Genomic DNA, 16,264 nt, shown 5'->3' with positions numbered 1-16,264 from the left:
GTTATCGACACTGCCAGTTCGGGGTGCGCTTCTCCATGAACGCCTTGGGGCCCTCGGCGGCGTCGTCGGTGCGCACCACCCGCTCACGGAACGTCTCGGCGAGGATCTCTGCCTCGTGCAGCGGCAGGTCGAGCGTCTTGTGGATGGCCAGCCGGGTACCCCGGACCGCGAGCGGGGCATTCGAGTTGACGATGTCAGCGATCTCGTGCGCGCGCTCCAACAGCCGGTCGTGCTCCACCACCTCGCTGATCATGCCCAGCTCGTATGCCCGTTCGGCGCTCATCCGCTCGTGCTTGCCCATCAGCGCCATGCGTAGCGCGATGTTGCGTGGCAGGATCCTGGCCAGCCGGACCATCTCGCGGCCGGCCACCAGACCGATGCTCACGTGTGGGTCGAAGAATGTGGCCTTGTCGGAGGCGATCGCGATGTCGCCGGTGGTGATCCAGTCCAGTCCTGCCCCACAACACAACCCGTTCACGGCAGTGAGGACCGGTTTGGCCATGCGGCGGAACGGGGGTGTGCCCTCCTGCGGCGCCTCCCACTGTTCGTAGGTGGACAGGTACGGCCGCTCGTAGATGACCCTGCCGTCCTCGGGGATCTCGCCGACATCGGCGCCGGTGCAGAACGCACGGCCCGTGCCCGTCACGATCAGGATCCAGATGTCGTCGTCGTTCTCGGCTTCGTCGTAGGCGTTGCGAAGTTCTGAGACCATGTGCGGGCTCAGCGCGTTGAGCGCATTGGGCCGGTTCAAGGTGATCGTGGCCTTGTGCCCGTCGACCTCGTAGGTGATGTTCTCGAAAGTGGGGGACATCGTCTTCCTATCCGTCAGCGCCCTTGGAATTCCGGCGGGCGCTTGTCGCGGAACGCCGCCAGCCCTTCTTTGAAATCGGTGGTCCGGCAGGACAACTCGACGTTGTAGAGCTCCCTGATCATGGTGTCGGAAAGCGACGCGTGCTGGCCGTAGTGCATGGATTGTTTGGCCAGGCCCATCGCGACGGTCGGCCCGGATGCCAACCGCTCGACGAGTTCGTCGCTCACCGCGGATAATTCGTTTTCCGGCACCGCGGCGTGGATCAGACCCCACTGCGCCGCGTCGGCGCCGCTGACCCTCTCGCCCAGCAGCAGCATCCGCTTGGCGCGCGCCAGCCCGACGAGGCGGGGCAGCAGCCAGGTCGAACCCGAGTCGGGACTGAAACCGCGCCCGAGGAACGGCTCCCAGAACACGGCGTCCTTCGCGGCCACGGTGAAGTCGGCTGCCAGCGCCAGGTTACAACCGAGCGCGGCGGCCCAGCCGCGAACCGTGCACACCACCGGTAGATGAAGCGTGTGGACCAGTTCGACCACTCGGTGCGCGGTGTGGGGTTGGCGCCGGAGGATATCTCCGGTGCGGGGACGCCGCTCACCGGCGTTGGACGCTACCCAGTCCACCCCGGCGCAGAAATCCGACCCCTCGCCACGGATGTGGACGGCGCGTAGGGAATCGTCGGTGGCGGCTGCGGTCAATGTCGCCACGAGCGTGTCGGTCATGCTGCGGCTCAACGCGTTACGCCGCGAAGGGCGATTCAGCGTGATACGCAGGATCGCGCCGTCGCGCGAGGTTTCGACCACGCCGTCGTCAGCCGCATCGGTCACCGTTGAATCCGCCAATCTCGAGCTATACGGTTAGACATACAGTATTGCTATCTTGTACAAGTTAGCAAGGACAGCGGTCGAAAAGACGTTGCCGCCGACGAGAGGCCATCGATGGCACAGGACACGCCGAGCTACGGCGAGCAACCGCTGGCGCGGACCGTCGCGGCCGCGGGTGCCCTGCGCCGGCTCAGCGGCCTGCTGCTGTCGCTGGAACACGACCATCCCACCGTCGACGTGATGCTGCGCCAGATCGGTGATTGGGAACGCGAATTGGCCGCCGCCGCACCGACCGATATGACGCCGCGCATCGGCCCCGACGCCGCGGAGACGCAGCGGGTATACCTCGACCACGCCTTCGACGTCGGCGCGTACAACCCGGCGTTTCCCGAATACGCCATCGACGCATTGGACGCCGACTCCGCGTCGGGCAGGGTCACGTTCCCGGTCGTCTTCGAAGGTCCACCAGGATTGGTCAACGGTGGGTTTCTCGCCGTGTTCTTCGACTGCGTGACGCAGCATCACAGCTGCGCCATGGGCCGAACGGGCAAGACCCGCTCGCTGACGGTCACCTTCCGCAGGCCGACGCCGATCCTCACGGAGCTGGAATTCGACGTGCGGCGCGTGGAGGCCGACGGCCGCGTGACATCGACGGCCCGGTTGCTGCTGGGCGAGGAGGTGCTGTGCATCGGTGAGTTCAACACGTCGGCGTCCTCACCCGAGCGGCTGTCGGTGTTCCAATTCGGGAAGCGCCGGCCGAGATGACCAGCGCGCACAGGATCCGTCAGCCCCGAGTGGCCGAGATCATCGCTGCGCGGCTGCGCGACGACATCCTGTCCGGGCGGCTCAAAGAGGGCGACGTGCTGCCATCGCAGGACGGCCTGCTCGCCGAGTTCGGCGTCAGCCCACCGGCGTTGCGCGAGGCCATCCACATCCTCGAGACGGAGGGCCTGATCTCGGTACGGCGCGGCAACATGGGGGGTGCGGTCGTGCATCAGCCGTCGGCGGACCGCACCGCCCACATGATCAGCATGGTGCTGCAGGCCCGGTCGGCGACTCCCGCGGATGTCAGCGGCGCACTGCTGCACCTCGAACCGATCTGCGCGAGCATGTGCGCGGCCAGGTCCGACCGCATGACCGAGGTCGTGCCCCACCTCGAGGACGAGATACAGAGACAGATCGACGATTTCGACGACCCGTCGCGGTATGTCCCCAATGCCCGGCGGTTTCACGAGACGATCGTCTCCCGCTGCGGCAACGAGCCAATGATCCTGTTGATCGGCTCGCTGGAGCTGATCTGGTCGGCGCACGAGTCGTCGGTGTGGGGCGATGAGACGGGCGCCGATCCGATGAACGACAAGACGATGCGGGCCGCGCTGCGCGATCACCAACGCCTGCTCGACGCGATCCGCGACGGCAACCAGGCCCGCGCGGCGCGACTGGCCGCCGACCACCTTGCGGTCGCACGGCGCAACACGCTCGCGGCCGGAACGGACAAAACCATTGAGGCCAAGCTCATTTCCGACGTTCAGTGAGGACACCCCATGACCACCGCCGATGACCGCGTGCTGTTCGACGTCGACCGCGACAAGCGGATCGCGACCATCACGCTGAACAACCCCGCCCAGCGCAACTCCTACGACGCGGCGATGCGCGAGACCGTCGGCCGCCACCTCGACCAGGTCGCCGAGGACGACGACATCACCGTCGTGCTGCTGCGCGGCGCCGAAGGGGTGTTCAGCACGGGCGCGGACATGAACAACGCCTACGGCTGGTATGGCGATGAGCGCTCGCGCGAAGAGCGGAAAGCAACCGATGAACGCTCGGCGCAAGCCAAGCGACGTCCGAGCCAACGCCGACGACTGACGGTGGACCGCAAGTCGTTTGGCTTCTACCACAACTTCATGGGCTTCCCGAAGGTCACGGTGGGGGAGATCAGCGGATACGCCCTCGGGGGCGGCTTCGAGATGGCGTTGATGACCGACATCTCCGTCATCGCCCGCACTACCAAGATCGGCATGCCTGCCACCCGGTTCCTGGGCCCCGCGCTGGGCAGCCTGCACATGTTCTTCCACCGGCTCGGCCCGGTGCTGGCGCGCCGGCTGCTGTTGACCGGCGACATCATCGAAGCCGCCGAGGTCGAACATCTCGGCGTCTTCACCGAGACCTGCGAGGCCGACCAGGTGACCAAGCGGGCCCGGTACTGGGCGGAGAAGGCGGCCAAGATGCCCGCCGACGGCGTCGTGATCGCCAAGGAGGCGTTCCGGCTCGTCGAGCAGAGCCAGGCCTACCAGGGCGAGGAAGTGGCGAGCTACCTTTTCCACGCGTACGGGACGAACCTGCAGTTCGCAGAGGGTGAGTTCAACTTCGTCAAGACCCGCGCCCAGCACGGCACCAAGGAGGCGTTCCGGCTGCGTGACGAGCATTTCCACGTGCCCGAGCCCGAGTAGCGGGGTCCGCTACAGTATCTGTTAGTTTTGTAACGTCGTTAACGTCGAAACCCGAGGTAGAAACATGGGAACACCCGTCATCGTCGGTGCCGCCAGGACCGCGATCGGCCGATCCTTCAAGGGGACGCTGGTCAACACCCCGCCGGAGACGCTGATCACCGCCGTCCTGCCGGAGGTGATCCGTCGCTCGGGCATCGACCCCAACGACATCGACGACCTGATCTTCGCCGAATCCCATTACGGCGGAGGCGATCTGGCGCGCTATGCGGCCGATGCGGCTGGACTGCCAGATGTCCCGGGCCAGTCGGTGAACCGGCACTGCGCCGGCAGCCTCACCGCGATCGGCAATGCCGCCGCGCAGATCGGCTCCGGGATGGAACGTGCGCTGATCGCAGGCGGCGTGCAGTCGCTGTCGATGACGCCGCTGGTCAACTGGCGTATTCCGGGGCCTGAGCTGAAGTTCGAAGAGAAGTGGATGCCGCCCACCCACGTCGAGACACCGGACGCTCCGACGCGCGACATGTCGATCACCGTCGGGTGGAACACCGCGCAGTCGGTCGGCATCACGCGCGAGGAGATGGACGCCTGGGCGGCGCGGTCGCACCAGCGCGCGATCGCCGCGATCGACGCGGGCAAGTTCGTCGACGAGATCGTTCCGCTGAAGGTGCAGCAGTTCGACGGCTCGGTCACCGAGTTCAGCGTCGACGAGCACCCGCGCCGCGACACCACGGTCGAGAAGCTGGCCGGCCTCAAACCGCTGCACCCCGAGATCGAGGGCTTCTCGATCACCGCGGGCAACAGCAGCGGCACCAACGACGCGGCGGCCGCGGTCGCCCTCGTCGACAGCGATTACGCCGCCGCCAACAACCTGACGAAGCTGGCCACCGTGAAGGCCTGGGCCGCGGCGGGTGTGCCCCCGCGCGACTGCGGGCTCGGTGCGGTGAAGGTGATCGGCAAGGTGCTCGACCGCGCCGGCCTCAAGCCGTCCGACGTCACGCTGTGGGAGATCAACGAGGCGTTCGCGTCGGTGCCGATCGCGGCGTGCCGCGAGTACGGCATCGACGAAAAGCTGGTGAACTTCTCCGGAAGCGGGTGCAGCCTCGGCCATCCCATCGCGGCATCGGGTGCGCGGATGGTCACCACGCTGGTCTACGAATTGCAGCGGCGTGGAGGCGGAATCGGTGTCGCGGCGATGTGCGCAGGCGGCGGCCAGGGCGGCGCGGTCGTCGTCGAGGTCTAGCAGGCTTGGGTGTAGTTGGTTGCGGTGAGCGCGACCAACTACACCGAACCCGCATCTAGCGCTTGCGGGTGGTCTTCTTCGCCGACTTCGCGCCGGCGTCGTCGATCAGGCGTTGCGCCCGGTCGAGGATGCACTCGAGACCGAACTCGAAGTTCTTGTCATCGGCCGCACCGATGTGGTGGCCCTTCTCGGTGACCAGCGCCAGCAGCGGTGTGCTGTCGGCGTCGATGCTCATGCTCTCCTCGAGATCACTCGGGCCCTCGTTGGCGGCACGATTCTTCTCCCGAAGACGGTGCAACACAACGGATCCGCGGACGTGCACCGAGACAGCGGAGTAGGTGTCGAACGCGTCCTCGGCCGACAGGCCCGCTTCGACAAGGCCCGCGATCGCCTTCTCGACCTCCTGCACGCCCAGCTTGGCCACCCGCGGACTCAACGCCGACCGGATGAGGATCAGGTCGCACAGAATCGGGTTGCCCATGAACGTCTTCCGCATGGTGCGCGCATGGTTGCGCAACGTCTCGCGCCAGTCCTTGGCCTCCACGTAAGGCGTGGCGAACACGTACTGGCGAAGTGCGCGGTCGGTCATCGCGTTGAGCAGATCGTCCTTCTTGCGGAAGTACCAGTAGATGCTGGTGACGCCGACGCCCAGATGCTTGCCGAGCAATGGCATGGACAGGTTGTCGATGCCCACCTGTTCGGCGAGTTCGAAGGCGCCCTTGATGATGTCGTCGGGATTGATCGATCCGCGCTCGCGTCGTTGACGCTTCTCCGCGGTCGCCTGCCTTGCCACTAGGGCACCTCCATCGAATAAGCCGCGCGCGCAGCCCCCCGTGAAGCGGGGTTGGTGGACTTGAATGTACCGTCAGCCGCCTCTGATCTGCGCCAATGCAGGTGTGTCGCGGCTGCGCCGTTGCCGACAACCATACCGGGAGCCATTCCGTCGCCCGCCTCCACGGTGATTTCCCTGTTCTACTGTAAGTCCTATAGTAAGCTTTTCTACGCAATCGGGTGAGCGAAAGGCCGCATGGACCTCGGGCTGAAGGACGCCACCGCTGTCGTCGTCGGCGGCGGGCGCGGAATGGGTTTTGCGACGGCACGCTGCCTGGCCGAGGACGGGGCCAAGGTCGCGGTTGTGGGGCGGACGCCGGATGTCCTCCAAGACGCGGCGACCGCTCTCGCCGAGATCGGCAGCCCGGACACCTTCGCGCTGAGCGCTGACACCACCGACGCCGATCAGGTGCAGCGCGCCTTCGACGAAGTCGCGCAGCGCTGGGACGGCCGACTCAACATCCTGATCAATGCCGTCGGCCCCGACGCGGTGGGCACCTTCGAGGACCTGACCGACGAGCAGTGGCGCATCGCATTCGACAGCGGCGTGATGGGCATGGTGCACTGCGTGCGCTCGGCGCTACCGCTCTTGCGCGCGGCCGAATGGGCACGCGTGGTCAACTTCTCCGCCCATTCGACGCAACGGCAGAGTGTGATCCTGCCCGCCTACACCGCCGCCAAAGCGGCGCTGACGAGCATCTCGAAGAACCTGTCGCTGCTGCTGGCTAAGGACGAAATCATGGTCAACGTGGTTTCTCCGGGCAGCATCGCCTCCGAAGCGCTGATCGGCTGGGCCGAGTCGGTGGGCGTCGACGGCAACGATCCGTACGCGTTGATGTCCGCGATCGGCGAGCATTTCGGCCACCCGGCGCATCTCCCGCGGGCGGGACTGCCCGACGAAATCGCGCCGGTCGTCGCATTTCTCGCGTCGCGCCGCAACTCGTATATGACCGGTGCCAACGTCAACGTCGACGGGGGCTCAGATTTCACCTGAGCCTTCACGTGAGATTCATCGGAATCGGCTGAGGAGGTCATCGTGGCTTCGGCGAAGGACGCCCGGGAGTGGGCTCGCAATCATCTGCGCGGCATCGGTGATTCGCTCTACACGCCGTTCTGCGGTGTCGACGGCGACGACATCGACTGGGACGCCTACCGGACGTTGGTGCGGCACTGCGTCGGTGCGTTGAATCATCCGCTGTTGTGGTGCACGAGCGGTATCGCCGAGTTCTGGGCGCTGACGATCGACGAGCGAAAGCGGTTGCTGGAGGTCGCGATCGAGGAGGGCCGCGCCGCCAACCCCGACGTCGTGGTGCAGGCGTGCACCGCGGCGACGGCGGCCAAGGACTGCCTCGAGCTCACCCGCCACGCGCAGGAAGCCGGCGCCGACATCGTCTACATCCAAACCCCGATGATGGAGGCGCACGGCGGACAGGGCGTGCTGAACTTCTTCCGCTACATCGCCGACCGCACCGACATCGCACTGGGCATGTTCAATTCTCCCTCTTCGGGCTACGTGCTGACGCCGGCCGAAAGCGCTGCCATCTACGACGAGATCCCGGCGGTCTGCGCGACGAAGGAGGGCGCGTTCCGCCCCATGGCCAGCAGGATGCTGCACGAGTTGGCGCCGGATCTCGCGGTATGGGAATGCGACAAGAACGTGTACCGCGCGGGGTGGCTGCGCGACGGAATCGTCTGCCCCGCGCAGCTCGGGACTGCCGGCTACCTGTTCGAAACCCCGGAGCGACGCGTGTTCAGCGAGTACTGGGAGCTGATCGTCAACGACAAACTCGTGGAGGCGATGGACCACGCCCGTGAGTCCGGTCTCGACCAGTTCGACCTCGACATGGGCTCATGGTTCACCTGCTATCCCGGGCGCCCCGACTACTTCACCCACTGGGGCGGGGCATTCAAGTACGCGGCGTCGGTGCTCGGCCTGCCGATCGGACAGTATCCGCATTCCCGGCCGCCGCAGGCGCAGCTACCCGGTGAGGCGAAAACTCAGATCGACGCTGCGTATCGGCGGCTCGGGCTGGTCGACGGCTAGCTGGGCGACGGTTGCGGAAGGCACTACCGATAGGTGTACAGTATGAGCATTCACAGAGCTTGCGCCGCTGGAAGGGGACTGCTGGGTGAGCGCTCCTGACCAAGTCACCGACGCCCACTCCGACTCCGAGGCCGCGCCGGTCCGCTACGACGTGTTAGACACCGGGGTCGCACTGCTCACGCTCAACCGGCCCGACCGGATGAACGGGTGGGGTGGCGGGCTCGCCGGCACGTTCTACGAACGCATAGACGACGCCGAGGCGGACCCCGCGGTGCGCGCGATCGTGGTCACCGGCAGCGGCCGCGCGTTCTGCGCCGGAGCCGACATGGGGGACCTGACGACGATCAGCGCCGCGACGGTCGATGCCGCCGCCGACACCGACGTCGGAAAGCTGGTCGGCGCCCGGCATCCGCATTTTCTGATGGGCATCCGCAAGCCCGTCGTCGCCGCGATCAACGGCGCCTGCGCGGGCATGGGCCTGACTCTCGCCCTGGCGTGCGACGTGCGCTTCGCGGCCGAGGGCGCCAAGTTCACCACGTCGTTCGCCCGGCGCGGGTTGATCGCCGAATACGGCATCTCCTGGATCCTGCCGCGCATCGTCGGCACCGGCGTGGCCATGGACCTGCTGTTGTCCGGCCGGGTGTTCTTCGCCGACGAGGCCGCCCGGCTGGGTGTGGTCAACGACGTGGTGGCGCCGCAGGAGTTGCTCCCGCACGCGATCGGCTATGCCGAGGACATCGCCGCCAACTGTGCGCCCAGTTCGCTGGCGGTGATCAAACAACAGGTGTACGCAGACAGCATGCGCGATGTCTTCGACGCCAGCGACCACGCCGAGAAGCTGATGCACGAGTCGATGACCCGACCCGATTTCCTCGAGGGCATCACGAGTTTCTTCGAGAAGCGCCCGCCGAACTTTCCGCCGATCAAGGAGGACACGCCATGACTTCCCCGAAACCGCTCGACTACATGGCGATCGACGTCGACAACCACTACTACGAGCCGATCGACGCGTTCACCCGGCACCTGCCCAAGGAGTTCAAACGCCGTGGGGTGCAGATGCTTACCGACGGCAAGCGCACCTACGCCGTGATGGGCGGCGTGGTCAACCACTTCATCCCCAACCCGACGTTCGACCCGATCATCGAGCCGGGGTGCCTGGATCTGTTGTTCCGCGGCGAAATCCCCGACGGGGTGGATCCGGCCTCGCTGATGAAGGTCGACCGGTTGGGGGACCACCCCGAGTACCAGAACCGCGACGCCCGGGTGAAGATCCTCGACAAGCAGAACCTCGAAACGGTGTTCATGCTGCCGACATTCGCGTGCGGGGTCGAGGAGGCCCTCAAACACGACATCGAGGCCACCATGGCGTCGGTGCACGCGTTCAACCTCTGGCTCGACGAGGACTGGGGTTTCGACCGGCCCGACCACCGGTTCATCTCGGCGCCGATCGTCTCGCTGGCCGATCCCGACAAGGCCGTCGAGGAAGTCGAATTCGTGCTCGGCCGTGGCGCCAAGACGGTGTGCGTGCGGCCCGCGCCGGTACCCGGTCTGGTCAAGCCGCGCTCGCTGGGTGACCCGCTGCACGACCCGGTGTGGGCGCAACTGGCCGAAGCCGGTGTGCCGGTGATCTTCCACCTGTCCGACAGCGGTTACCTCGCGATCGCCGCATTGTGGGGTGGAAAAGCGACGTTCGAGGGTTTCGGGAAGAAGGACCCGCTCGACCAGGTCCTGCTCGACGACCGCGCGATCCACGACACGATGGCGTCGATGATCGTGCACCAGGTCTTCACCCGCCACCCGAAGCTCAAGGTGGCCAGCATCGAGAACGGCTCCTACTTCGTCTACCGCTTGATCAAACGGCTCAAGAAGGCGGCGAACACAGCGCCGTACCACTTCAAGGAAGACCCGGTCGAACAGTTGCGCAACAACGTCTGGATCGCCCCCTACTACGAGGACGACGTCAAACTGCTGGCCGAGACCATCGGCGTGGACAAGATCCTGTTCGGCTCGGACTGGCCCCACGGTGAGGGCCTCGCCGATCCGATGGCGTTCACCGCCGACATCCCGCAGTTCCCAGAGTTCAGCGTCGAAGACACCCGAAAGGTGATGCGCGACAACGCACTGGACCTGCTCGGCGTGAACGTTCCGGCCGTGTGATGCCGACCGGAATCGGAATCAGGCGCCACTGTGCGGTTTCATCCGGACATGGCCGCGTGTCGCGGATGAAACCGCACAACGGGAACCCCGGGGGCGCTGGCAGATGAGCGAGTGGACGATCGGAGGGGTTCTCGACGCGATCGCCCAGGCGGTACCCGATCGGGTGATGACGGTGTGCGGCAGCCGGCGCAGCACCTTCGGTGAATCGGCGGACCGCACCGGCCGCCTCGCCAACTATCTGGCCGCACACGGGCTCGGGGCACACCGCGAACGCGACGAACTGCAGAACTGGGAGTGCGGACAAGACCGCGTCGCGCTGCTCATGCACAACGATCTGTACCCGGACATGGTGATCGGATGCCTGAAGGCGCGGACGGTCCCGGTCAACGTCAACTACAACTACACCCCGCGCGAGGTCGCCGAACTCCTCGATTACCTGCGTCCGCGCGCGGTCATCTACCACCGGTCGTTCGGCCCGAAGTTCGCCGACGTGCTGCCACCCGCTTCGGCCGACCTGTTGATCGAGATCGACGACGACACTTCCGTACGACAGCTCGCCGACGCCGTCACACTCGATGATGTTCTCGCGCAAGGCGATAGCGACGCCGACATCGCCGCCTCGCCCGACGATGTGATGATGGTGTGCACCGGCGGCACGACCGGCAGGCCCAAGGGGGTGATGTGGCGGCAGAGCGACACCTACGTCATCTCGATGAACGGGGCCGACCACGAGTCGGTCGACGAGATCCACGCCAAGGTCGCGCACGGCGGTCAGGCCTGGTTCGCGGTCTCGCCGCTGATGCATGCGGCGGGGATGTGGACGGCGTTCGCCGCCCTGCTCAACGGCCTGCCCGTGATCCTCTACGACCGAACGCGATTCGACGCGCGGGCAGTGCTGGAAACCGCCCAGCGGGAGAAGGTCGGTCTGATGACGATGGTCGGCGACGCCTACGCGGCGCCGTTGGTCGAGGAGCTGCGCCGCGGGACGTACGACCTGTCGTCCTTGTTCGCGATCGGGACCGGCGGGGCGGCCACCAATCCGAAACATCAACGCGCCCTGCTGGAGTTGCTGCCTCAGATCACCCTCATCAACGGGTACGGGTCCTCCGAGACCGGCAACGTCGGATTCGGCCGCAGCCAGCGCGGCGAGCAGAAGGAGACCTTCGAGTTGCGCGAGGGCGCGCTGGTGTTGTCCGAGGACTACCGGCGCTTCCTCGAGCCGGGTGAGGACGAGATCGGTTTCGTCGCGCGCGGCGGCCGGATCCCGCTCGGCTACTTCGACGACGAGCCGGCGACGCGCCGGACCTTCCCGGTGGTCGACGGTCAGCGCGTGGTGATCTCGGGTGACCGCGGATCGTTGGCCGCCGACGGCACGCTGCGGTTGTTCGGACGCGATTCATTGGTCGTCAACACGGGAGGCGAGAAGGTGTTCGTCGAGGAGGTCGAAGAGGTGCTGCGCGCGCATCCGGCGATATCCGACGCCCTGGTGGTGGGGCGGCCGAGCGAGCGGTGGGGTGAGGAGATCGTGGCGCTCGTTTCGCTGCGCGACGGCGCCGAAGCCGCTCACGAGCCGTTGCACGCGCACTGCACGTCGAGCCTGGCCCGGTTCAAGGCGCCGAAGGAGTTCATCTTCGTCGACCAGGTTCGTCGGCTCGGAAACGGCAAGCCCGACTATCGCTGGGCCAAAGCCGCTGCGACACAACAGGTGAGCGCATGAGCACGCGGGCCATTGACTGTCTGGTCAACGTTCACTTCGGTGAGACCGAACAGCAGCCGACGTGGATGCTCAAGGTCCGCGACGACTACTTCAAGGGGCCACAGTCGATGTTCGCCCCCGTCGACCTCGGGGAACTGCTCGAGGAGATGGACGAGCAGGGGGTCCAGAAGGCGATCCTGATGGACAGCATCGCCAAACCCTCGACCACGGCGCGCAAGTTCGTCGACGCCAGACCCGACAGGTTCGCGCTGGCGATCGGCGGGGTCAACCTGCTGCGGCCGATCCCGTCGCTGCGCGAGTTGGCGGCCGTCGTCACCGACTTGCCGGTGGCGTATGCGGCGGTGGGACCGAGCTTTTGGGGCGACGGGCAATACCCGCCCAGCGACGCCGTGTACTACCCGCTCTACACCAAGTGCGCCGAACTCGGGCTGCCGCTGTGCGTCAACACCGGGATCCCCGGCCCACCGATCCCCGGCGAGGTGCAGAACCCGATCCACCTCGACCGCGTCTGCGTGCGATTTCCCGAACTCAAACTGTGCATGATCCACGGCGCCGATCCGTGGTGGGACGTCGCGATCCGCTTGCTGATCAAATACCAGAACCTTCGCCTGATGACGTCGGCGTGGTCGCCGAAGCGGCTGCCTGACATCCTGCTGCACTACATGCGCACCCGTGGACCCAACAAGGTGATCTACGCGTCGGACTGGCCGGTGCTCAAGATGCGTCGGGTCGTGCCCGAGGCGCTCGCTCTTGACCTGCCGGCCGAGGTGCTGGACAACTACTTGTACAACAACGCGCAGGAGTTCTTCTTCGGCGCCGACGAGGAGCAGTGATGGACCGCTACGAACTGCGCAGGCTCGACTACAGCCTGTCGGATGATCACCAGGCGCTGCAGGCGGCGTACAAGGACTTCTTCAAGACGCACTGTTCGATCGAGACCGTCCGCGCCGCAGAGGCATCCGGCTTCGACAAGAGCCTCTGGGAGCGGCTGTGCACGATGGGCGCGACCACGATGGCCCTTCCCGAGGACGTGGGCGGCGACGGTGCCACGCTGGTCGATCTGACCTTGTTGGCCGAGGAGATCGGCCGTTCGCTGGCGCCGGTGCCGTGGATCGACCACGTGAGCGCGGCGCGCCTGCTCGGCCGACTCGGCGCGACCGACCCCGACATCGTGAGCGGTACGCAGATCGTCGGGCTCGACCCTGCGCAGGACAGCGCTTCCGGTGTGCGCCTGCTGCCGAGCGGATCGGTTGCCGACCACATCGTGCTGCGCGACGGAGACGACGTCGTCAAGCTGACGTTCGCCACCCGACCCACCAAGGTCGACAACATCGGCCGCCTGCCCATGGCGTGGATCGACCCGGCCGCCGCAGACACCCGCACCGTCCTGGCCAGCGGGACCGATGCGCTCGCGGAGTACCAACGGGCACTGGACGAATGGCGGGTGCTGACCGGCGCGGCGCTCGTCGGTCTGGTCGAGGAGACGATGACGATCGCCGCGGAGTTCGCCAAATCGCGCTACACCCTCGGAGTGCCCATCTCGACACTGCAGGCGATCTCGCATCCACTGGCCAACATCGCGATCACGGTGCAGGGCGGGCGCAACCTGGCTCGCCGCGCCGCATGGTTCCTCGACAACGAACCCGACGAGCGGCGTGAACTGGCGCCGTCGGCGTTCGTGTTCATGGCCGAAGAGGCGTCCAAGGCCGCCACGATGGCGGTGCAGGTTCAAGGCGGGCTCGGGGTGTCGGCGGAGGCCGCCGCCAGTGCCTACCTGCTGCGTGCCCGCGGGTGGGCGCTCGCCGGGGGAGACCCGGCCGCCAGCGCCAAGTACATCGCAGGCATCGTCGCGGCTCGCGAGAGCGGAGAGGGCAAGTAATGGATTTCTCACGGGTCGAACTCTCCGAAGAGGACCAGGCGTTCCTCGAGGAGTCGCGCGCCTTCCTGCGCGAGATCGTCACCGAGGACGTCATCCGGCGCGACCGTGAGACCGGCGACAACTTCGACGAGGGCGTGCATTTGGCGCTGGGCAAGGCCGGATACCTTGCCCGCGAATGGAAGCCCGAGTCCGAGGGCGGGTTCAACCGGGTTCGGCGGCGCATCTGGGAGCTGGAGAAGCGCCGTGCCCACGTGCCATGGGTGACGTTCGGCACCACGGCCATGATCGCCCGGTCGGTCGACAAGTTCGGCTCAGCCGAACTCAAGGCCGAGGTGATGCCGCGGGTATACACGGGCGAGGTCCGGCTTTGCCTCGGCTACACCGAACCCGAGGGCGGATCCGACGTGGCCACGTGCAAGACCAGGGCCGTGCGCGACGGCGACGGGTGGGTTATCAACGGCTCCAAGATGTTCACCACCGGCGCGCACAACTGCCAGTACGTCTTCCTGATCACCAACACCGATCCCGACGCACCGAAACACAAGAGCCTCACCATGTTTCTGGTTCCGCTCGACTCGCCGGGCATCGAGATCCAGGGCATCCGCACCGTCGATGGCGACCGGACGAACATCGTCTACTACAGCGACGTACGCGTCGACGACAAGTACCGTCTCGGCGAGGTCAACGACGGCTGGACGGTGGTGCGCGAACCGCTCAACGTCGAGCACGGCGCGGTCGAGGCGGCCGCCGACGGCCTTCAGGACGTTTCGATCATGATGCACCAGGCCAACACCATGGCCGCCGCCGTCGACAAGGCCGCCGCCAAGGTCACTGAGCCGGATCCCAACGGCCGCAGGCTGATCGATGACGGGTCGGTCGCATACCGTTTGGGCCGCAGTGTCGCCCGCATGGAGGCGTCGTTCTCGGCCACCAGCATCTTCGGTCGGGTGACCTTGGCGCAGACGATGCGCGACATCTCACCGGATCTGATGGACATGCTCGGTACTGCGGCCTCGCTGCCGCTGGGCACCGACGGGGCCGCCGATGACGGCGCGGCCGAGTACGTGTACCGCTTCGCGCCACTGGTCGGAATCTACGGCGGCACGCTGGAGGTGTTCCGCAACATGATCGCCCAGTACGTGCTCGGCCTCGGCAAGCCCGCATACGCCCCGCCGGCCAGGAAAGCCTCCTAACCTTGTTTTCGCGAGCGTCCGTGTTTGCACACGACACGCCGCGAAAATGTGACAATTTTCGGTCGCTCGCGAGGTGGAGAACATGACAGAAACGCCGCCGACAGCCACACCGCCCGCCCGCCGCGCGCTGGTGATGGGTCCGAGCGGTTTCGTCGGTTCCCACGTCACACGCAAACTCGCCGAACGCGGCGACGACGTCCGGGTGTATCTGCGTCAGACGAGCTCGACGGTGGCGATCGACGACCTCGACGTCGAACGCTGTTACGGCGATCTCTACGACGAGGAAGCGCTTCGCGCGGCGATGGCCGACCGCGACGTCGTCTACTACTGCGTCGTCGACACCCGATTCCATCTGAGCGACCCGGCCCCGTTGTTCGAGACCAACGTCAACTGCCTGCGCCGCGTGCTCGACATCGCGGCGAAGGCCGGGCTGCACCGGTTCGTCTTCTGCAGCACCATCGGCACGATCGCACTCGGTGACGGGAGCCGCCCGGTGACCGAGGACATGCCCTTCGACTGGGGAGACAAGGGCGGTGCGTACATCGAATCGCGCCGCCAGGCCGAGGAACTGGTCCTGTCCTACGCCCGCGACCGTGGCCTTCCCGCCGTGGTGATGAACGTGTCCAACCCGTACGGGCCCCGCGACTGGCAACCGCACCAGGGGCTGATGGTGCAGTACGCGGCGCTCGGCAAGATCCCGGCCTACATCAAAGGCGTGTCCACCGAGGTCGTCGGTATCGAAGACGTCGCCGAGGCGTTCCTGCTCGCCGGCGAACGCGGCGCGGTCGGCGAGCGCTACATCATCTCCGAGAGCTACATGCCGATGCGCGACATGCTCACGACGGCGGCCAGGGCGGTCGGGGCCAAGGGACCGCGATTCGGAGTCCCGCTTCCCGTGGTCTACGCGGCGGTGCGGGTCGCAGGCGCGCTGGCCCGACTGTTGCGGCGAGAACTCCCGATCAACACAACCGGTATTCGGCTCTTGCACATCATGGCGCCTGCAGACCACAGTAAGGCGACCCGAGAACTCGGCTGGCAGCCGCGGCCCACCGCAGAGTCGCTCGAGCGGGCCGCGCATTTTTACGTCGAACAGGCGAAGAAGACGACCGCAAGATGACCAAGAG

The 16,264-nt window shown here is 66.4% G+C and carries 16 protein-coding genes; 13 read left to right on the top strand and 3 right to left on the bottom strand.

The window, feature by feature from the left end; all coding sequences use genetic code 11:
* Position 1 precedes the first annotated feature (1 nt).
* Together A5759_RS14450 and A5759_RS14445 are read right to left on the bottom strand one after the other, a co-directional pair.
* On the bottom strand, positions 2-811 hold the full coding sequence (locus tag A5759_RS14450; protein WP_064398297.1) for an enoyl-CoA hydratase/isomerase family protein: 810 nt from the start codon (positions 809-811) through the stop codon (positions 2-4).
* A 14-nt stretch (positions 812-825) separates the two neighbouring features.
* The gene (locus A5759_RS14445) at positions 826-1,632 is read right to left on the bottom strand and encodes an enoyl-CoA hydratase/isomerase family protein (RefSeq protein ID WP_064398300.1); all 807 of its coding nucleotides are present in this window, start codon (positions 1,630-1,632) and stop codon (positions 826-828) included.
* Positions 1,633-1,743: 111 nt separating this feature from the next.
* Between A5759_RS14445 and A5759_RS14440 the strand changes: the two genes are divergently transcribed.
* From A5759_RS14440 to A5759_RS14425, 4 genes are all read left to right on the top strand, one after another.
* Positions 1,744-2,394 carry a hypothetical protein gene (locus A5759_RS14440; RefSeq protein WP_068198815.1) on the top strand — a complete coding sequence of 217 codons (651 nt, stop codon included), beginning with the start codon at positions 1,744-1,746 and terminating at the stop codon, positions 2,392-2,394.
* Positions 2,391-3,164, top strand: a complete 774-nt coding sequence (locus A5759_RS14435) for a FadR/GntR family transcriptional regulator (protein ID WP_064425111.1) — start codon at positions 2,391-2,393, stop codon at positions 3,162-3,164. Before A5759_RS14440 ends, A5759_RS14435 begins: the two co-directional genes overlap by 4 nt.
* 9 nt (positions 3,165-3,173) lie before the next feature.
* The gene (locus tag A5759_RS14430) at positions 3,174-4,079 is read left to right on the top strand and encodes an enoyl-CoA hydratase/isomerase family protein (RefSeq protein ID WP_068198813.1); all 906 of its coding nucleotides are present in this window, start codon (positions 3,174-3,176) and stop codon (positions 4,077-4,079) included.
* Positions 4,080-4,143: 64 nt separating this feature from the next.
* Positions 4,144-5,319: a thiolase family protein gene (locus tag A5759_RS14425; protein WP_068198810.1), complete on the top strand. Its 1,176-nt coding sequence runs from the start codon at positions 4,144-4,146 to the stop codon at positions 5,317-5,319.
* A 55-nt stretch (positions 5,320-5,374) separates the two neighbouring features.
* Here A5759_RS14425 and A5759_RS14420 read toward each other — a convergent pair whose 3' ends face one another.
* Positions 5,375-6,112, bottom strand: a complete 738-nt coding sequence (locus A5759_RS14420) for a TetR/AcrR family transcriptional regulator (RefSeq protein ID WP_068198808.1) — start codon at positions 6,110-6,112, stop codon at positions 5,375-5,377.
* 234 nt (positions 6,113-6,346) lie between these two features.
* Between A5759_RS14420 and A5759_RS14415 the strand changes: the two genes are divergently transcribed.
* From A5759_RS14415 to A5759_RS14375, 9 genes are all read left to right on the top strand, one after another.
* Positions 6,347-7,144 (top strand): SDR family NAD(P)-dependent oxidoreductase, encoded by a 798-nt coding sequence (locus A5759_RS14415; protein ID WP_068198807.1) that lies wholly within the window; start codon positions 6,347-6,349, stop codon positions 7,142-7,144.
* Positions 7,145-7,186: 42 nt separating this feature from the next.
* On the top strand, positions 7,187-8,194 hold the full coding sequence (locus A5759_RS14410; protein WP_068198805.1) for a dihydrodipicolinate synthase family protein: 1,008 nt from the start codon (positions 7,187-7,189) through the stop codon (positions 8,192-8,194).
* An 85-nt stretch (positions 8,195-8,279) separates the two neighbouring features.
* Positions 8,280-9,137 (top strand): enoyl-CoA hydratase, encoded by an 858-nt coding sequence (locus A5759_RS14405; protein ID WP_068198803.1) that lies wholly within the window; start codon positions 8,280-8,282, stop codon positions 9,135-9,137.
* Positions 9,134-10,351, top strand: coding sequence for an amidohydrolase family protein (locus A5759_RS14400; RefSeq protein ID WP_068198800.1), 1,218 nt, complete (start codon positions 9,134-9,136; stop codon positions 10,349-10,351). Before A5759_RS14405 ends, A5759_RS14400 begins: the two co-directional genes overlap by 4 nt.
* 103 nt (positions 10,352-10,454) lie before the next feature.
* Positions 10,455-12,068 carry an acyl-CoA synthetase gene (locus A5759_RS14395; protein WP_068198798.1) on the top strand — a complete coding sequence of 538 codons (1,614 nt, stop codon included), beginning with the start codon at positions 10,455-10,457 and terminating at the stop codon, positions 12,066-12,068.
* Positions 12,065-12,901: an amidohydrolase family protein gene (locus tag A5759_RS14390; RefSeq protein WP_068198796.1), complete on the top strand. Its 837-nt coding sequence runs from the start codon at positions 12,065-12,067 to the stop codon at positions 12,899-12,901. The genes A5759_RS14395 and A5759_RS14390 overlap by 4 nt, the downstream gene beginning before the upstream one ends.
* Positions 12,901-13,947, top strand: a complete 1,047-nt coding sequence (locus A5759_RS14385) for an acyl-CoA dehydrogenase family protein (RefSeq protein ID WP_068198794.1) — start codon at positions 12,901-12,903, stop codon at positions 13,945-13,947. The genes A5759_RS14390 and A5759_RS14385 overlap by 1 nt, the downstream gene beginning before the upstream one ends.
* Positions 13,947-15,140: an acyl-CoA dehydrogenase family protein gene (locus A5759_RS14380; RefSeq protein ID WP_068198791.1), complete on the top strand. Its 1,194-nt coding sequence runs from the start codon at positions 13,947-13,949 to the stop codon at positions 15,138-15,140. Before A5759_RS14385 ends, A5759_RS14380 begins: the two co-directional genes overlap by 1 nt.
* 82 nt (positions 15,141-15,222) lie before the next feature.
* The gene (locus tag A5759_RS14375; protein ID WP_068198948.1) at positions 15,223-16,257 is read left to right on the top strand and encodes an NAD-dependent epimerase/dehydratase family protein; all 1,035 of its coding nucleotides are present in this window, start codon (positions 15,223-15,225) and stop codon (positions 16,255-16,257) included.
* Positions 16,258-16,264: the final 7 nt, after the last annotated feature.

The sequence above is a fragment of the Mycobacterium sp. 852014-52144_SCH5372336 genome, from assembly GCF_001665615.1.
Taxonomy (GTDB): domain Bacteria; phylum Actinomycetota; class Actinomycetes; order Mycobacteriales; family Mycobacteriaceae; genus Mycobacterium; species Mycobacterium neumannii_A.
This window is presented reverse-complemented; position numbering and strand designations above follow the sequence as displayed.